Source organism: Nonomuraea sp. NPDC050547 (genome assembly GCF_044457345.1).
GTDB lineage: Bacteria > Actinomycetota > Actinomycetes > Streptosporangiales > Streptosporangiaceae > Nonomuraea.
The window spans coordinates 337067-350034 of the sequence record NZ_JBITGW010000011.1; the positions used below are offsets into that span (position 1 = coordinate 337067).

At 73.0% G+C, this 12968-nt stretch carries 9 protein-coding genes; 5 read left to right on the forward strand and 4 right to left on the reverse strand.

Annotation, left to right across the window (positions count from 1 at the left end):
- Nucleotides 1-62: 62 nt before the first annotated feature.
- Together ACIBHY_RS28145 and ACIBHY_RS28150 are read left to right on the forward strand one after the other, a co-directional pair.
- Entirely contained in the window at nt 63-1652 is a 1590-nt protein-coding gene (locus ACIBHY_RS28145; protein WP_397308148.1) for a lysylphosphatidylglycerol synthase domain-containing protein, read from the forward strand.
- A gap of 25 nt (nt 1653-1677) precedes the next feature.
- The gene (locus ACIBHY_RS28150) at nt 1678-3573 is read left to right on the forward strand and encodes a histidine kinase (RefSeq protein WP_397308149.1); all 1896 of its coding nucleotides are present in this window, start codon (nt 1678-1680) and stop codon (nt 3571-3573) included.
- On the opposite strand, the gene ACIBHY_RS28155 is transcribed toward ACIBHY_RS28150, so the two are convergent.
- The gene (locus ACIBHY_RS28155; RefSeq protein WP_397308150.1) at nt 3499-4104 is read right to left on the reverse strand and encodes a DNA-binding response regulator; all 606 of its coding nucleotides are present in this window, start codon (nt 4102-4104) and stop codon (nt 3499-3501) included. The two genes, ACIBHY_RS28150 and ACIBHY_RS28155, sit on opposite strands and share 75 nt — an antisense overlap.
- Before the next feature lie 90 nt (nt 4105-4194).
- Between ACIBHY_RS28155 and ACIBHY_RS28160 the strand changes: the two genes are divergently transcribed.
- Nucleotides 4195-4632, forward strand: a complete 438-nt coding sequence (locus tag ACIBHY_RS28160; protein WP_397245165.1) for a VOC family protein — start codon at nt 4195-4197, stop codon at nt 4630-4632.
- Here ACIBHY_RS28160 and ACIBHY_RS28165 read toward each other — a convergent pair whose 3' ends face one another.
- Nucleotides 4633-6000 carry an FAD-dependent oxidoreductase gene (locus tag ACIBHY_RS28165; RefSeq protein ID WP_397245167.1) on the reverse strand — a complete coding sequence of 456 codons (1368 nt, stop codon included), beginning with the start codon at nt 5998-6000 and terminating at the stop codon, nt 4633-4635. It abuts the gene before it with no gap.
- A gap of 118 nt (nt 6001-6118) precedes the next feature.
- On the opposite strand from ACIBHY_RS28165, the gene ACIBHY_RS28170 reads away from it, so the two are divergent.
- The gene (locus ACIBHY_RS28170) at nt 6119-8026 is read left to right on the forward strand and encodes an N-acetylmuramoyl-L-alanine amidase (protein WP_397308151.1); all 1908 of its coding nucleotides are present in this window, start codon (nt 6119-6121) and stop codon (nt 8024-8026) included.
- A gap of 33 nt (nt 8027-8059) precedes the next feature.
- On the opposite strand, the gene ACIBHY_RS28175 is transcribed toward ACIBHY_RS28170, so the two are convergent.
- Nucleotides 8060-9133: an alkene reductase gene (locus ACIBHY_RS28175; RefSeq protein WP_397245171.1), complete on the reverse strand. Its 1074-nt coding sequence runs from the start codon at nt 9131-9133 to the stop codon at nt 8060-8062.
- 102 nt (nt 9134-9235) lie between these two features.
- Between ACIBHY_RS28175 and ACIBHY_RS28180 the strand changes: the two genes are divergently transcribed.
- The gene (locus ACIBHY_RS28180) at nt 9236-12082 is read left to right on the forward strand and encodes an AAA family ATPase (protein ID WP_397308152.1); all 2847 of its coding nucleotides are present in this window, start codon (nt 9236-9238) and stop codon (nt 12080-12082) included.
- Here ACIBHY_RS28180 and ACIBHY_RS28185 read toward each other — a convergent pair.
- The gene (locus tag ACIBHY_RS28185) at nt 12079-12954 is read right to left on the reverse strand and encodes a MurR/RpiR family transcriptional regulator (protein ID WP_312896764.1); all 876 of its coding nucleotides are present in this window, start codon (nt 12952-12954) and stop codon (nt 12079-12081) included. The two genes, ACIBHY_RS28180 and ACIBHY_RS28185, sit on opposite strands and share 4 nt — an antisense overlap.
- Between the last annotated feature and the right edge of the window lie 14 nt (nt 12955-12968).

A 12968-nucleotide genomic window follows, 5' to 3' on the forward strand; every position in this document is an offset into this window, starting at 1 on the left:
GGAGCGCCAAGAGCTAGGTAAAGGTAGCCTAACCTCACTCCTTCCAGCCACAAAGGTGCCTCATGAGGAACGTCACCAGGGCGGCCCGGCGGATCGCCGGCGTGGCGCTGCTGGCCGTCGCGTGCTGGTACCTGACGCGGGTGGTCTCCGGCCCCGACCTCGCCGCGGCCGCCCGCGCGCTGCTGTCCGACCCGCTCGGCCTCGCGCTCGCCCTCATCCTGTACGGCACCGCCTTCGCCCTGCGCTCGTGGTCCTGGACCCGCGTGCTGCCCGGGTTGCCCGGCGGCCAGGCCTGGGCGGCGGTCCACGTGTCGCTGCTGGGCAACCACGTGCTGCCGTTCCGCCTGGGCGAGGCCCTGCGCGCCACCTCGGTCCTGCGCCGGACCCGCCTGACCGGCGCCAAGGCCGTGGTGGCCTCCGTGGTGGCGGTGCGGTCGGCCGACCTGTTCGCGGTGCTCGCGCTGGCCCTGGTGGCGGCTCCTGCGCTGGTCGACGGGCTGGCGGGCTGGTGGGTGTGGCCGGGCGCGGCCGTCCTGGCGCTGGTGATGGCGGCCGCCTTCCGTTTCCTTCCGCGAACCCGGGTCCACCTGCCGCTGGTGACGGCGTGCGCACTGGTGGCGTGGGTGCTGGAGGCCGCCGTGGTGTACGAGGTGGCCAGGATCAGCGGCGTCGCGCTGAGCCCGGCCGACGCGGTGGCGGTGACGGCCGTGACGATCGCCGCCCAGACGGTCGCGGTGACCCCGGGCGGCATCGGCTCCTACGAGGCGGCGGGGACCGCGGCCCTCACCGCGCTGGGCGTCGCATCGGGTCCGGCGTTCGCGGTGGCTCTGCTCACGCATGCGGTCAAGACCGCGTACTCGCTGGCCGTCGGCCTCCCCGCCCTCTTCGTCCCGGCTCCCGGCTACTTCGGCAGGTTCCGCCTGCCCCGCCGCCTGCCGCCCCGCCCGCCGACGCGGGAGCCCGCGCCCGGCGCCCCGGTCGTGGTGTTCATCCCCGTCTACAACGAGGAGGCCACGATCGGCGAGGTGGTGGCCCGCCTGCCCCGCACGGTCTCCGGCCGCCCCGTCGTCACGCTGGTGATCGACGACGGCTCCGCCGACGCCTCCGCCGACCGCGCGCGGGCCGCGGGCGCCACGGTGCTGCCCCAGCCGCGCAACCTGGGTCTGGGCGCCGCCGTCCGGCGCGGCCTGGGTGAGGCGAGCGCCAGGAGCCCGGCCGTCGCCGTCTATCTGGACGCCGACCTCGAGTACTTCCCCGAGGATCTGGAGTCCCTGGCCGCGCCGGTCCTGAGCGGCGCGGCCGACTACGTCGTCGGGTCCCGCTTCTCCGGCACCATCGAGCGCATGCTCCCCCACCGCCGCTTCGGCAACCGGGTGCTCACGCTCTGGGTCCGCTGGCTGACCCGCCGCCGTGACCTGACCGACGGCCAGAGCGGCTACCGCGCCTTCTCCGCGCGGGCGGCGGGCGCGGCCGAGGTCATCCACGACTACAACTACGCCCAGGTGCTCACCCTCGACCTGCTCGCCAAGGGCTTCGCCTACCAGGAGGTCCCGATCCGCTACTCCTTCCGCCAGAGCGGCGAGTCCTTCGTCAAACTCGGCCGATATCTGCGCAGGGTGATCCCCGCCGTGTACCGCGAGCTCAATACGTGACCTGAGGCCTCTACCCTGCGGCCCCATGAACGCACCGGCGTTACGCCTGGCCCGGCTCGTGGCGGCCGGGGTCAGCGCGGGCTTCGCCTTCGGCGGGGTCATCGGCATCGTGTACTCCAAGGACCCCGCGCCGATGAAGGCGCTGGCCTACACCCTGCTCACCGTCCTGTTCGCGCTGCACCTGCGCAACTGCGTACGGCGCGCCGACGGCCGCAGGCCCCGCGGCTGGCCCTGGACGCTGGCCGTCCAGGTGGTGCTGACCGGCGCCGGCCTGCTGCTGTTCCCCGCCACCTGGTACGGCAACACCGGTTTCCTGGCCGCCGCCATGCTGCTGCTGTTCCGGCGGCCGTGGCCGAAGTGGGGCGGGTTCGCGCTGGTGCTGGCGGCCCAGTTCGCCTCCACCCTGACCGTGCGCCCGGCGGTGACCGAGGGCCTGTACGTGGCGATCGGCCAGACCGCGTTCGTGGGCATCGCCCTGTACGGCGTCGTCCGCCTGACCGACCTGATCGCCGACCTGCGCGGCACCCAGGCGGGGCTGGCCGCGGCCGTGGTGGCCAGGGAACGGCTGGCCTTCGCCGAGGAGCTCAACGAACGGGTCGGCGCCGGGCTGGAGCGGGTGGTCGGGCACGGCGAGGCCGTACTCGCCGCCGAGGACCAGGAACGCGCCCGGCACGAGCTCGACACGGGGCTGAGCACGGCCCGGCTGGCCCTGACCGAGGTCAGGTCGGTCTCGCACACCACCCGCGAGGCGGCGCGCGGCCGTCCGGTGGCCGCCGACCTGACCATCCGGGTGGCGTCGGTGCTGGTGGTGGTGACGATCCTGCTCATGATCGTGCCGCGGGAACTGCGGCAGGTGACGCTGGCCACGCCGCCGCCCGGCCTGCTGGCGTTGTTCGGGGCGTCGCTGGTGCTGATGGTCGGGCTGCACCTGCGGGCGTGCCTGCGTACCGACCGGTACTGGCCGTGGGTGCTGGCGGCGCTGGTGCTGGTCACCTATCTGCCGAGCCTGGCTCTGGGGCCGAAGCTCTGGTACGTGGCGGCGTACCTGCCGGGCGCGGCGCTGGCGCTGGTGCCGGGGCGCCTGCGGTGGGCGATCGCGGCGGCGGCGATGCTCGGCGACCTCTACTACCACGCGGCGATCACCGGCTGGGCCGACAACGCGCTCGACACGGCCTACGGCCTGGTCTACATCGCCGAGCGGGCGCTGATCGTCTACGCGCTGTGGCGCATGGCGCGGCTGGCCGCCCAGATTCACGAGGCGCGGATGGAGCTGGCCAGGGTGGAGGTGGCGCGCGAGCGGCTGCGCTTCGCCCGTGACCTGCACGACCTGCTCGGCTACGGCCTTTCCGTGGTGGTGCTGAAGGCCGAGCTGGCCGTGCGGCTGCTGGGCCGCGATCCCGCGGCGGCCAGGCGGGAGCTGGCCGACGGTCTTGACGCCGCCCGCCAGGTGCTGTCCGACATCGACTCGGTCGCCTCCGGCTACAGCACGATCGCGCTGGCCGACGAGATCGCCTCCGCCCGCGCGGTGCTGGCCGCCGCGGGCGTCGAGCTGATCGCGGACGTCTCCGCCGCGCGCCTGCCGGACACGCACGACGCCGTGCTGGCGACCGTGCTGCGCGAGGCGGTCACGAACGTGCTGCGGCACAGCGACGCCCGCCACGGCACGCTCGTGCTCGCGGTGGACGACGAGACGGTGGGGCTGCGCCTGGCCAACGACGGGGTACGCGCCCCCGCCCACGAGCCTGGATCGGGACTCGGCAACCTGCGCGAACGGGTCGAGATCCTGGGCGGGCAGCTGTCGGTCGAGACCGGGCCGGACACGTTCGCGCTGGCGGCGGCGCTGCCGCTAGATCCAGCCCTCGTCGGCGGCGATCCTGATCGCGTCCACCCGGTTACGCGCGTTGAGCTTCATGACGGCTGACGACAGGTAGTTGCGTACCGTGCCCCGGCTGAGCGACAGCCGTACCGCGATCTCGTCGGGCTCGGCGCCGGTGGCGGCCTGGCGCAGCACGTCGACCTCCCGCGCGGCCAGGGGGTTGTCGACCTTGCGCAGCGCGGCGAGGGCGAGCTGCGGGTCGACCACCTGCTCGCCCGCCCGCACCTTGCGGATCGCGTCGATGAGGTCGCCGGTGGGCGAGTGCTTGAGCAGGAAGCCGCTGACGCCCGAGGCCATCGCCCGGCGCAGGTATCCGGGTTTGGCCAGCCCGGTCAGGACCAGCGCGGCGCAGGACGGCAGATTCTCGCGCAGCTGCGCGGCGGCCGTGAGGCCGTCCAGTTCGGGCAGGTCGATGTCGATGACGGCGACGTCGGGGGCGTAGGTCACGGCCGCGGGGACGATCTGGTCGCCGCGCTCCACGGCGGCCACCACCTCAAGGTCGTCCTCCAGCGCGAGGACGGCGGTGAGCGTCTCCCTGAGGATGCGGACGTCCTCTGCGATCAGCACACGGATCACTGTGAATCCTTCACGCGGGATCGGTGAATGCGGCACTACCTGGGGTTACTTCCGATTGGCGACTATACAGACACAAGAGAGGAGCACGTCATGCAGAAGATCACCCCTTACTTCTGGTTCAACAACCAGGCCGAGGAAGCCGCGAGCCACTACGTCTCGATCTTCAAGAACTCCCAGGTCGTCGACGTCACGCCGATGATCGTGACCTTCGAGCTGGAAGGCCAGCGCTTCCTCGCGCTCAACGGCGGCCCGCAGTTCACGTTCAACGAGGCGATCTCGCTTTACGTCGAGTGCGAGACCCAGGAAGAGGTCGACGAGCTCTGGGGCAAGCTGCTGGAGGGCGGCGGCTCGGAGGGCCGGTGCGGCTGGCTCAAGGACAAGTTCGGGGTGTCGTGGCAGATCATCCCGAAGGCGCTGCCGCGCCTGCTCAGCGACCCCGACCCGGCCAGGGCGGAGCGCGCGATGCAGGCCATGTTCGCGATGGCGAAGATCGACGTGAAGGGCCTGGAGGCGGCGGTGGCGGGCTGATCAGTCCTCCACGACGTGCCGGGTGAAACGGGCGCGCGCCGCCGACCAGGCGGCGCCGTCCCAGCCCCCGGCGGTCAGGGCGGCGACCGCGTCGTAGGCCATGGCCATGGCGTGGTGGGTGTTGTCGTGGGCGAACAGCCCGAGCCGCCCGAACGTGGTGACCCCTTCCACGCCGCCCGCCCAGGCGTCGAGACCGGCCAGGTGCCCGGCGTAGCCGGTGCGGTAGACCGGGTAGACGTGCGGCAGGCGGCGTACCTCGATCCCGGCGAGGTTGACCGGCGGCAGCCCCGAGCGGGACAGGCACTCGGCGACCAGCCCCGAGAAGTCGTCACATGTCCAGATCTCGTCGCCCACCTGGCAGGGGATCTCGAAACACAGCACGCTGCGATCGGCCGGATCGGCGGCGCTGACGCGGTAGTTGGCGGGCTCGGAGACACGGGTGACAGGGGTGCCCGCGTCCGGGAGGTAGTGGGCGTCGTACGGGGTCCACCTGCCGCCCTCGTGCACCGCGTAGACCAGCACCATCGCCCGGAACTCCAGCCGGGCGGCCGCGCTCAGCACCCCCGGTCCGGGGCCGGGTTCGACCAGCCTGGCCAGCAGCGGCATCGGGATCGTCGAGAACACGTGCCCGGCACGGATCTCCCGCCCCGCGTGCACGACGCCGCCGGACACCCGGGTGCAGGCGGTGCCGAGCCGGATCTCGGCTCCGGCGGCGCTCGCCGCGTCGGCCAGCGCTTCCACGATCTGGCCGAAACCGCGCCTGGGGTAGTGGAAGACCCTGCCCTGGCCGTTCGGGGCGCCGCGCAGGACTCCGCGGGCGATCTTCCACGGGCTGTCGGCGGTGACCCGTCTGCGTGCCTGGTCGCCGTCGATCTCCTCGCCGGGCAGGCCCCAGAGCTTGTGGGCGTAAGGCTCGTAGAGCGCGCCGTACAGCGCCGGTCCCAGGCTCGCGCGCAGGACTTCCGCGTAGGTGCCGGCGGCCGGCCGTACACGCAGCGGAGAGGTCAGGGCGTCGCGGGCGACACCCCCCAGCAGCCGGTACGGCAGCCGCCGCGCCAGCTCCCCCGCCCGGAGCGGAAACCCGACGAACCGTCCCGCCACTCGCAGCCGCCCGTTGCGCGGCCGGAGCTGCAGGTCCGCGCCGAGCAGCCCGCGCAGGGCGGCCAGCAGGCGCGGCGGCGTGGCGGGGTGCAGGCGGTGGCTGCCGTGGTCCACGCGCACGCCCGCGACCTCGAACCCGGCCGACAGCCCGCCGACGTGGTCCGCGCGCTCCAGGACCACGACCGACAGGCCGCGCGCGGCGGCCCGCCAAGCGGCCGTCAGCCCCGCCGGACCCGCTCCGAGGATCACCAGATCCGCACTCGTCACAGCCGATCAGCTTATGAGACGTTAACTAGTGAAAAATTCCTTCGCAAAACTCTCGCCCGAGAAGGAAAATGTTGAGACGCTGACTCCACCTGAAGCCCCCCAGTCCAAGGAGCAGTGAATGCGCAGAGCCTTGGCGATCGTCGCCTTGCTCCCGTTACTCAACATTCCGGCGGCCCACGCCGACGAACCCGCCGACCGGCAGCAGGCCTTCGCCGCGGCGGCCAAGGAGTTCCAGGTGCCGGCGAGCGTGCTGCTCGGCGTCTCGTACCTGGAGTCGCGCTGGGACGCCAACACCGGCCGGCCCAGCAGCGACGCCGGATTCGGCCCCATGCATCTGACGGACGCCGCCGCCTACACCGGCTCCAACCACCATGAAGAGGGCGAGGAGGACCCGCGCGGCGACGACAGCAGGCCCCTTCCCCCGCGCGAGGAGGCTCCGCCCGCCCCGGCCGAGATCCCCGAGTCGCTGCGGACCATGGAGAAGGCCGCCGAGCTGACCGGCGAGACCCACGAGAAGCTGCGCACCGATCCGGCCGCCAACATCCGCGGCGGCGCGGCGCTGCTGGCCTCCTACCAGAAGGCGCTCGGAGCCCCGCTCAGCGACGACCCGGCCCAGTGGTACGGCGCGGTCGCCCGCTACTCGGGCGCGGAGGAGAAGGAAGCCGCCCAGTTCTTCGCCGACGAGGTCTACACCACGATCAAGCAGGGCGCCGAGCGCACCACCGACGACGGCCAGCAGGTCAGGCTCACCGGCGTACCCGGGCTCGGGGCCATCAAGGAGTGGCTGGACAAGCTCGGGCTCAAGCCCCCGCGCCGCGACGGCGTCGAGTGCCCGCCCACGATCTCCTGTGAGTGGATCCCGGCCAAGCAGGCCGAACTGCCCAACGGCAACTACGGCAACTTCGACACCTCGAACCGGCCCTTCAACCAGAAGGTCGACTACATCATCATCCACGACATGGAGGGGTACTGGCGGCCCTCCATCGACCTGCTGCTGAACCCGGCCCGCGCGGCCAGCTGGCACTACTCGCTGCGCTCCAACGACGGGCACATCGCCCAGCACATCAAGACCAAGGACGTCGGCTGGCAGGCCGGAAACTGGTACGTCAACGCCAAGTCCGTCGGCCTGGAGCACGAGGGCTTCCTCGCCGAGCGCGGCTCCTGGTACACCGAGGCCATGTACCGCACCTCCGCCAAACTGGTCCGGTACCTCGCCCTCAGGCACGGCGTCCCGCTCGACCGCGCGCACATCCTCGGCCACGACAACGTGCCCGGCACCCTGCCGACGACCGTGCGGGGCATGCACGAGGACCCCGGGCCCTTCTGGGACTGGGACCGCTACTTCAAACTGCTCGGCGCGCCGTTCCACCCCTTCGGCGGCCCGAACGCGGGCACAGTCATGATCAAGCCGGACTTCGCCACCAACAAGCCGTACTTCTACGGCTGCGACCGCAAGCAGCCCGAACTCGACTGCCCACCCACCAGCGCCGCCACCGTCTGGCTGCGCAAGGAGCCGCGCCCCGACGGGCCGCTCGTGGACGACATCGGCAAGCGCGGCGCGGGAAGGTCCATCTACAGCGTCTACGACCACAGCGCCCGCGCCGTCACCGGCCAGCGCTACGCCGTGGCCGATCGCCAGGGCGAGTGGACCGCCATCTGGTACCTCGGGCAGAAGGCCTGGTTCCACAACCCCGCCTCGGCGCCGACCGCGATCCCGTCCATGGGGCTCGTCGTCACACCCAAGAAGGGCCTCGCGACCGTTCCCGTGTACGGCAGGGCCTACCCGGAGCAGGAGGCCTACCCGGCCGACATCCCGTACCAGCCGATCACACCGCTGATGTACACGTTCTCCGCGGGCGAGAAGTACAGCTTCGGCGGCGCCCAGTTCGGCGAGTACTACCGCGCGGTCACCATCGACCCCTCCACCCACAAGGTGGTGCGCGGCAAGACGCTCTACTACCAGATCCAGTTCGGGCATCGCGTGATGTTCGTCAAGGCCAGTGACGTGACCCTGTCCTGGGCCTGACCACCGGGCGGGGCGGCCGCGCCGCCCCGCCGCTCACCCGATGAGGGCGGGATAGTCGGTGTAGCCGCGGTGGTCGCCGCCGTAGAACGTGGCCGGATCGGCCAGGTTGTACGGCCCGCCCGCCTTGATCCGGGCCGGAAGGTCGGGGTTGGCCAGCCAGTACGACCCGAGCGTGACGGCGTCGGCCAGCCCTTCGCGCAGCGCCGCGGCCGCCTGCTCGGGGGTGCCTGACCGGGCGCCGGGCTCGGCCTTCGGGTTCAGGATCAGCGTCCCCGGCCACGTGGCCCTGATGACCTTGGTCAGCTCCCTGTCCCACTCCATGATGTGCAGGTAGGCCAGGCCGTACCGGGAAAGGGCGCGCGCCAGCGCCGGGTAGAGCTCGTCGGAGTCCCGCTCCCTGATGCCGTTGCTGGGGTTGAGCGGGGAGATGCGGAAGCCGACCCGCTCCGGGCCGATGGCGTCGCCGACCGCCTGGGCGACCTCGACGGCCAGGCGGATGCGGTTGTCCACGCTGCCGCCGTACGCGTCGGTGCGGGCGTTGGCGCTGCCGCACAGGAACTGGTGGATGAGGTAGCCGTTCGCCCCGTGCAACTCCACCCCGTCGAACCCGGCGGCGAGGGCGTTCCCTGCCGCGGCGACGAAGTCGTCCACGGTGGCGGCGATGTCGGCGAGCGTCATCTCCTTGGGCGCCGGGTGCTCCAGCATGCCCTCGGGGGTGTAGAGCCGCTCACCCGACGGGATGGCCGACGGACCGTGCGGCAGCGCGCCGTCGGGGTAGAGCCACGGGTGCCCGACCCGGCCGGAGTGCATCAGCTGGGCGAACATCCGGCCGCCGCGGGCGTGCACGGCGTCGGTGACCTTGCGCCAGCCCGCGATCTGCTCCTCGGAGTGCAGCCCGGGGGTGTCGATGTAGCCCTGGCCGATCACCGAGGGCTGCGTACCCTCCGAGATGATCAATCCGGCTGCGGCGCGCTGGGCGTAGTACTCGACGGCCATGTCGGTGGGCACCGCGCCCTCGGCGGCACGGCTGCGGGTCATCGGGGACATGAAGAGCCGGTTGGGAAGTTCCAGTCTTCCCACGGTCACCGGCTCGAACAACTCGTTCATCACAACCTCTTCCTGCGTCAACGGGGCCGGCCACGACCGTACGAGCGGCGGAATCACCGACGAATCCGTACGGTTTACTGGTCCGTGTACTTAGGAGGACGCGTGCTCTACGGCAGGACCACCGAGCAGGCCGGGCTCGCGGATCTCATCGCGCGGGCACGCGACGGGCGCAGCGGCGCGCTGGTGATCCGCGGCGAGCCCGGCATCGGCAAGACCGCGCTCCTCGCCTGGGCGGAACGGCAGGCGGCCGGGGTCCGCGTGCTGCGCGTGACCGGGATCGAGCAAGAGGCCGACCTGGCGCTGGCCGGGCTGGCCCGCCTGATGTGGCCGGTTCGCGAGCGCCTCGACCACCTGCCGGCCCCGCAGGCCGGCGTGCTGGAGGCCGTGCTGAACGGCGGCGGCGCGCCGTCCCCCGACCGGTTCCTGACCGGGCTGGCGACCCTGAGCCTGCTGGCCGACCTGGCCGAGGACGAGCCGCTGCTGTGCCTGGTGGACGACGCCCAGTGGCTCGACCAGGCCAGCGCGGAGGCGCTGCTGTTCGCGGCCAGGCGCCTGGCCGCCGAGGGCGTGGCCCTGGTGTTCGCCACGCGGGAGGACGGCTTCCCCGCCGCGGGGCTGGCCGAGGTGCGGCCCTCCCGGCTCGACGCGGCCAGCGCGGCCGGGCTGCTCACCGAGCACGGCCTGGCCGCCGCGATGCGCCGGCACGTGATCGAAGAGTCGGCGGGCAACCCGCTGGCGCTGATCGAGTTCGCCGCCGCCCAGCGCGGCAGGCCGGCCGCTTCCGTCCACCTGCACGTGGCCGACCGGGTGCTCAGCTCCTTCCGCGCCCAGATCGTGAACCTGCCGGAGCGTACGCGGCGCATGATGCTCATCGCGGCCGCCGAAGGACGCGGCGACCTGCCGATGCTGGTGAACGCCGGGAAGGTCCTGGGCGTCGGCCTCGATGACCTGGAGGCGGCCGAGCGGGCCGGGCTGGTGCAGGTGATCGACGACACGCTCGCCTTCCGGCACCCGCTGATCGCCACCGCCGCCTACCAGGGCGCGCCGATGGCCCGCCGGGTCGAGGTCCACCGCGCGCTGGCCCAGGCGAGCGTCACCGCCGACTGCCGGGTTCACCACCTGTCGGCCGCCACCACCGCGCCCGACGAGGACGTCGCCGCCGAGGTGGCCGACGCCGCCGGAAGGGCGCTCGGGCGCGGCGCGTACTCCGCCGCCGTACGTCTCTACCGCCAGGCCGCCCGCCTGTCCCCCGGCGACGCCGCCCAGATCGCGAACCTGGGCCACGCCGCCGGCGCCGCGCTCAGCGCCGGGCATCCGGCCCAGGCGGCGGAGCTGAGCGAGCAGGCGGAGGAGCTGGCCAGGACCTCGCACGGGACCGGGCCCGCCGAGCTGGCCCAGGTGCGCGCGGCCGCGTTGTTCGAGCTGGGTGAGCGGGGGCGGGCCGTGCACCTGCTGATGGAGCGGGCCGGGCAGGCCGAGACGGACCGCGCGGCCGAGATGCTGCGCGCGGGCGCGACGTACGCGTGGTTCTCGTGCGAGTCCGCGGCGGTGCGCACCGCCGCCGCGGGCCTGCGCGAGATCGGCCGGCCCGACCCCATGGTGTACGGGCTGGCGCGGCTCATGGACGAGGACTACGCCGGCGCGCTGCCGCAGCTGGCCGGGTTCCTCGCCGAGCCGGAGGCGGACAGGACCGCCGAGGCCATGTACACCGGCGTGATCGTCGGCGACGACGCCGCCACGCTGGCGCTGGCCGCCGCCGAGGTGGCCCGCTGCCGCGAGCGCGGCCTCGTGGGCGCCCTTCCCGAGGCGCTGCGGGTGCTCGCCGAGACGCAGGTACGCGCCGGGCTGCACCGTGAGGCCGAGATGGCCGTGGCCGAGGCGGCGGAGATCATCAGGGACACCGGGCTGCCCCAGGACCTGCCGTGGCTGAAGGCCGTGCCCGCGCGCATCGCCGCCATCGAGGGCGACGCCGACACCTGCCGCGACCTCGCCGCCCAGGCGCCCGACGAGGAACACGCCGGCACCGCCATCACCCTCAGCCTCCTCGACCTGGGCCTGGGCGACTACGAGTCGGCCCTGGCCCGGGTGGAGACCGCCTGGCGCGGGCCGGGCGCGAACGGCCTCGACCTCATCACCGCCGCCGCCGACCAGGTCGAGGCCGCGGTACGGCTCGGCCGCCCCGACCGCGCCCAGGCCCCGTTGCGCCGCTTCACCGCCTGGGCCGAGGCCACCGGCCAGCCCTGGGCCCTGGCAGTGGCCGCCAGAAGCCAAGCCCTGACCACCGACCCCACCCTGCCCACCTCCTCGGGGATGACCGCCTCAGGGGCAACCCCCTCGGGGACAACCCGACCGGGGGTGACCGAATCGGGGATGACCGGCTCCGGAACCGGAGCCGGAAAGGGTCCCGAGGCCGGGAAGGACACGGGGGCCGGGAACCAGGAGGGTGCCGGGACCGGGGTGGGTGCCGGGGCCGGGGCTGGGGAAGGTGCCGGGGCTGGGGTTGAGGAGTTGTTCTTGCGGGCCGTACGGCTGCATCGGGAAGGGCCGGGGCGGCCGTTCGAGCGGGCGCGGACCGAACTGCTCTACGGCGAGTGGCTGCGGCGGGCCAGGCGGCGCAGTGACGCCCGCACACCCCTGCGCTCCGCTCTGGAGATCTTCGAACGGCTCCGCGCCGCCCCCTGGGCCGAGCGGGCCCGCGCCGAACTCCGGGCGACCGGCGACGGCGTCCCGGTGGCCGAGGCGACGGCGGCCCATCCGCGCGACCGCCTGACCGCCCAGGAACTCCAGGTGGTACGGCTGGCCGCCGAGGGCCACAGCAGCCGGGAAATCGCCGCCCAGCTGTTCCTGAGCAAGCGCACGGTGGAGCACCACCTGTACAAGGCCTATCCGAAGCTGGGCGTCGGCAACCGCCGCGAGCTGGCCCGCCTCGACCTCACCAGCGCCGGCTAGCGCTTCTTGACGAACTCCGCGACCGCCTGCCGGGTGCTCTGCAACGCCTCCTGCGAGGAGTCGAACGTGCGCTGGGCCACGCCCACGAACACGCAGTCGACCATGACGAGCTGGCTGATGCGGCTGGCCATGGCGGCAGGGCGGAACTCGGTCTCCCGCCCGGCGGAGATCAGCACGTGCTCGGCCAGCTCCGCGATGGACGAGCGCGGGTTGTTGGTGATCGCGACGGTGGTGGCCCCGGCCTCGCCCGCCCGTCCCAGCGGCTCCAGCACGTCGGGCGTCTCCCCCGAGGTGCTGATGCCGATCGCCACGTCGCCGGGCTTGAGCAGGACGGCACTGGTCAGCGCGAGGTGGGCGTCCTGGAAGGCGTGGCTGGACATGCCGATGCGCAGCAATTTCTGCGCCATGTCCATGGCCACCAGCCCGGAGGCGCCGACCCCGTAGGCGTCCACCCGGCGGGCGCCGACGATCGCGTCGACGACCAGGCCCAGCCGCTCGGAGGTCAGCTGCGCCACGGTGTCGTTGATCGCCTCGGACTCGGCCCTGGCGACCTTGTGGATGACCTCCGACAGCGGATCGTCGGGGGCCAGGTCGCCGGGCACCAGCCGGTCCGGCTGGGCCGCGGCGGCGGCCAGCGCCAGGCGCAGCTGCGGGTAACCGGCGAATCCGAGCAGCCGGGCGGTCCGCACGATCGTGGCCTCGCTGGTGCCGGAAGCGGCCGACAGCTCGGTGATCGTGCTGCGCGCCACGGTCGCGGGATCCTCCAGGATCAGCCGGGCCACGGTCTGGGCGGCGGGCGTCAGCGACGGCAGCACACCTCGGACCGTGGCCACCAGGGTGTCGGCACGCATGCCGTCGCGACTGTCGTCCACAAAAACGATTATGG

Excerpts from the sequence above, each read along its gene's own strand:
- ACIBHY_RS28145 (WP_397308148.1), top strand. The coding sequence starts at position 63 with ATGAGGAACGTCACCAGGGCGGCCCGGCGGATCGCCGGCGTGGCGCTG.
- ACIBHY_RS28150 (WP_397308149.1), top strand. The coding sequence starts at position 1,678 with ATGAACGCACCGGCGTTACGCCTGGCCCGGCTCGTGGCGGCCGGGGTC.
- ACIBHY_RS28160 (WP_397245165.1), top strand. The coding sequence starts at position 4,195 with ATGCAGAAGATCACCCCTTACTTCTGGTTCAACAACCAGGCCGAGGAA.
- ACIBHY_RS28170 (WP_397308151.1), top strand. The coding sequence starts at position 6,119 with ATGCGCAGAGCCTTGGCGATCGTCGCCTTGCTCCCGTTACTCAACATT.
- ACIBHY_RS28175 (WP_397245171.1), bottom strand. The coding sequence starts at position 9,133 with ATGAACGAGTTGTTCGAGCCGGTGACCGTGGGAAGACTGGAACTTCCC.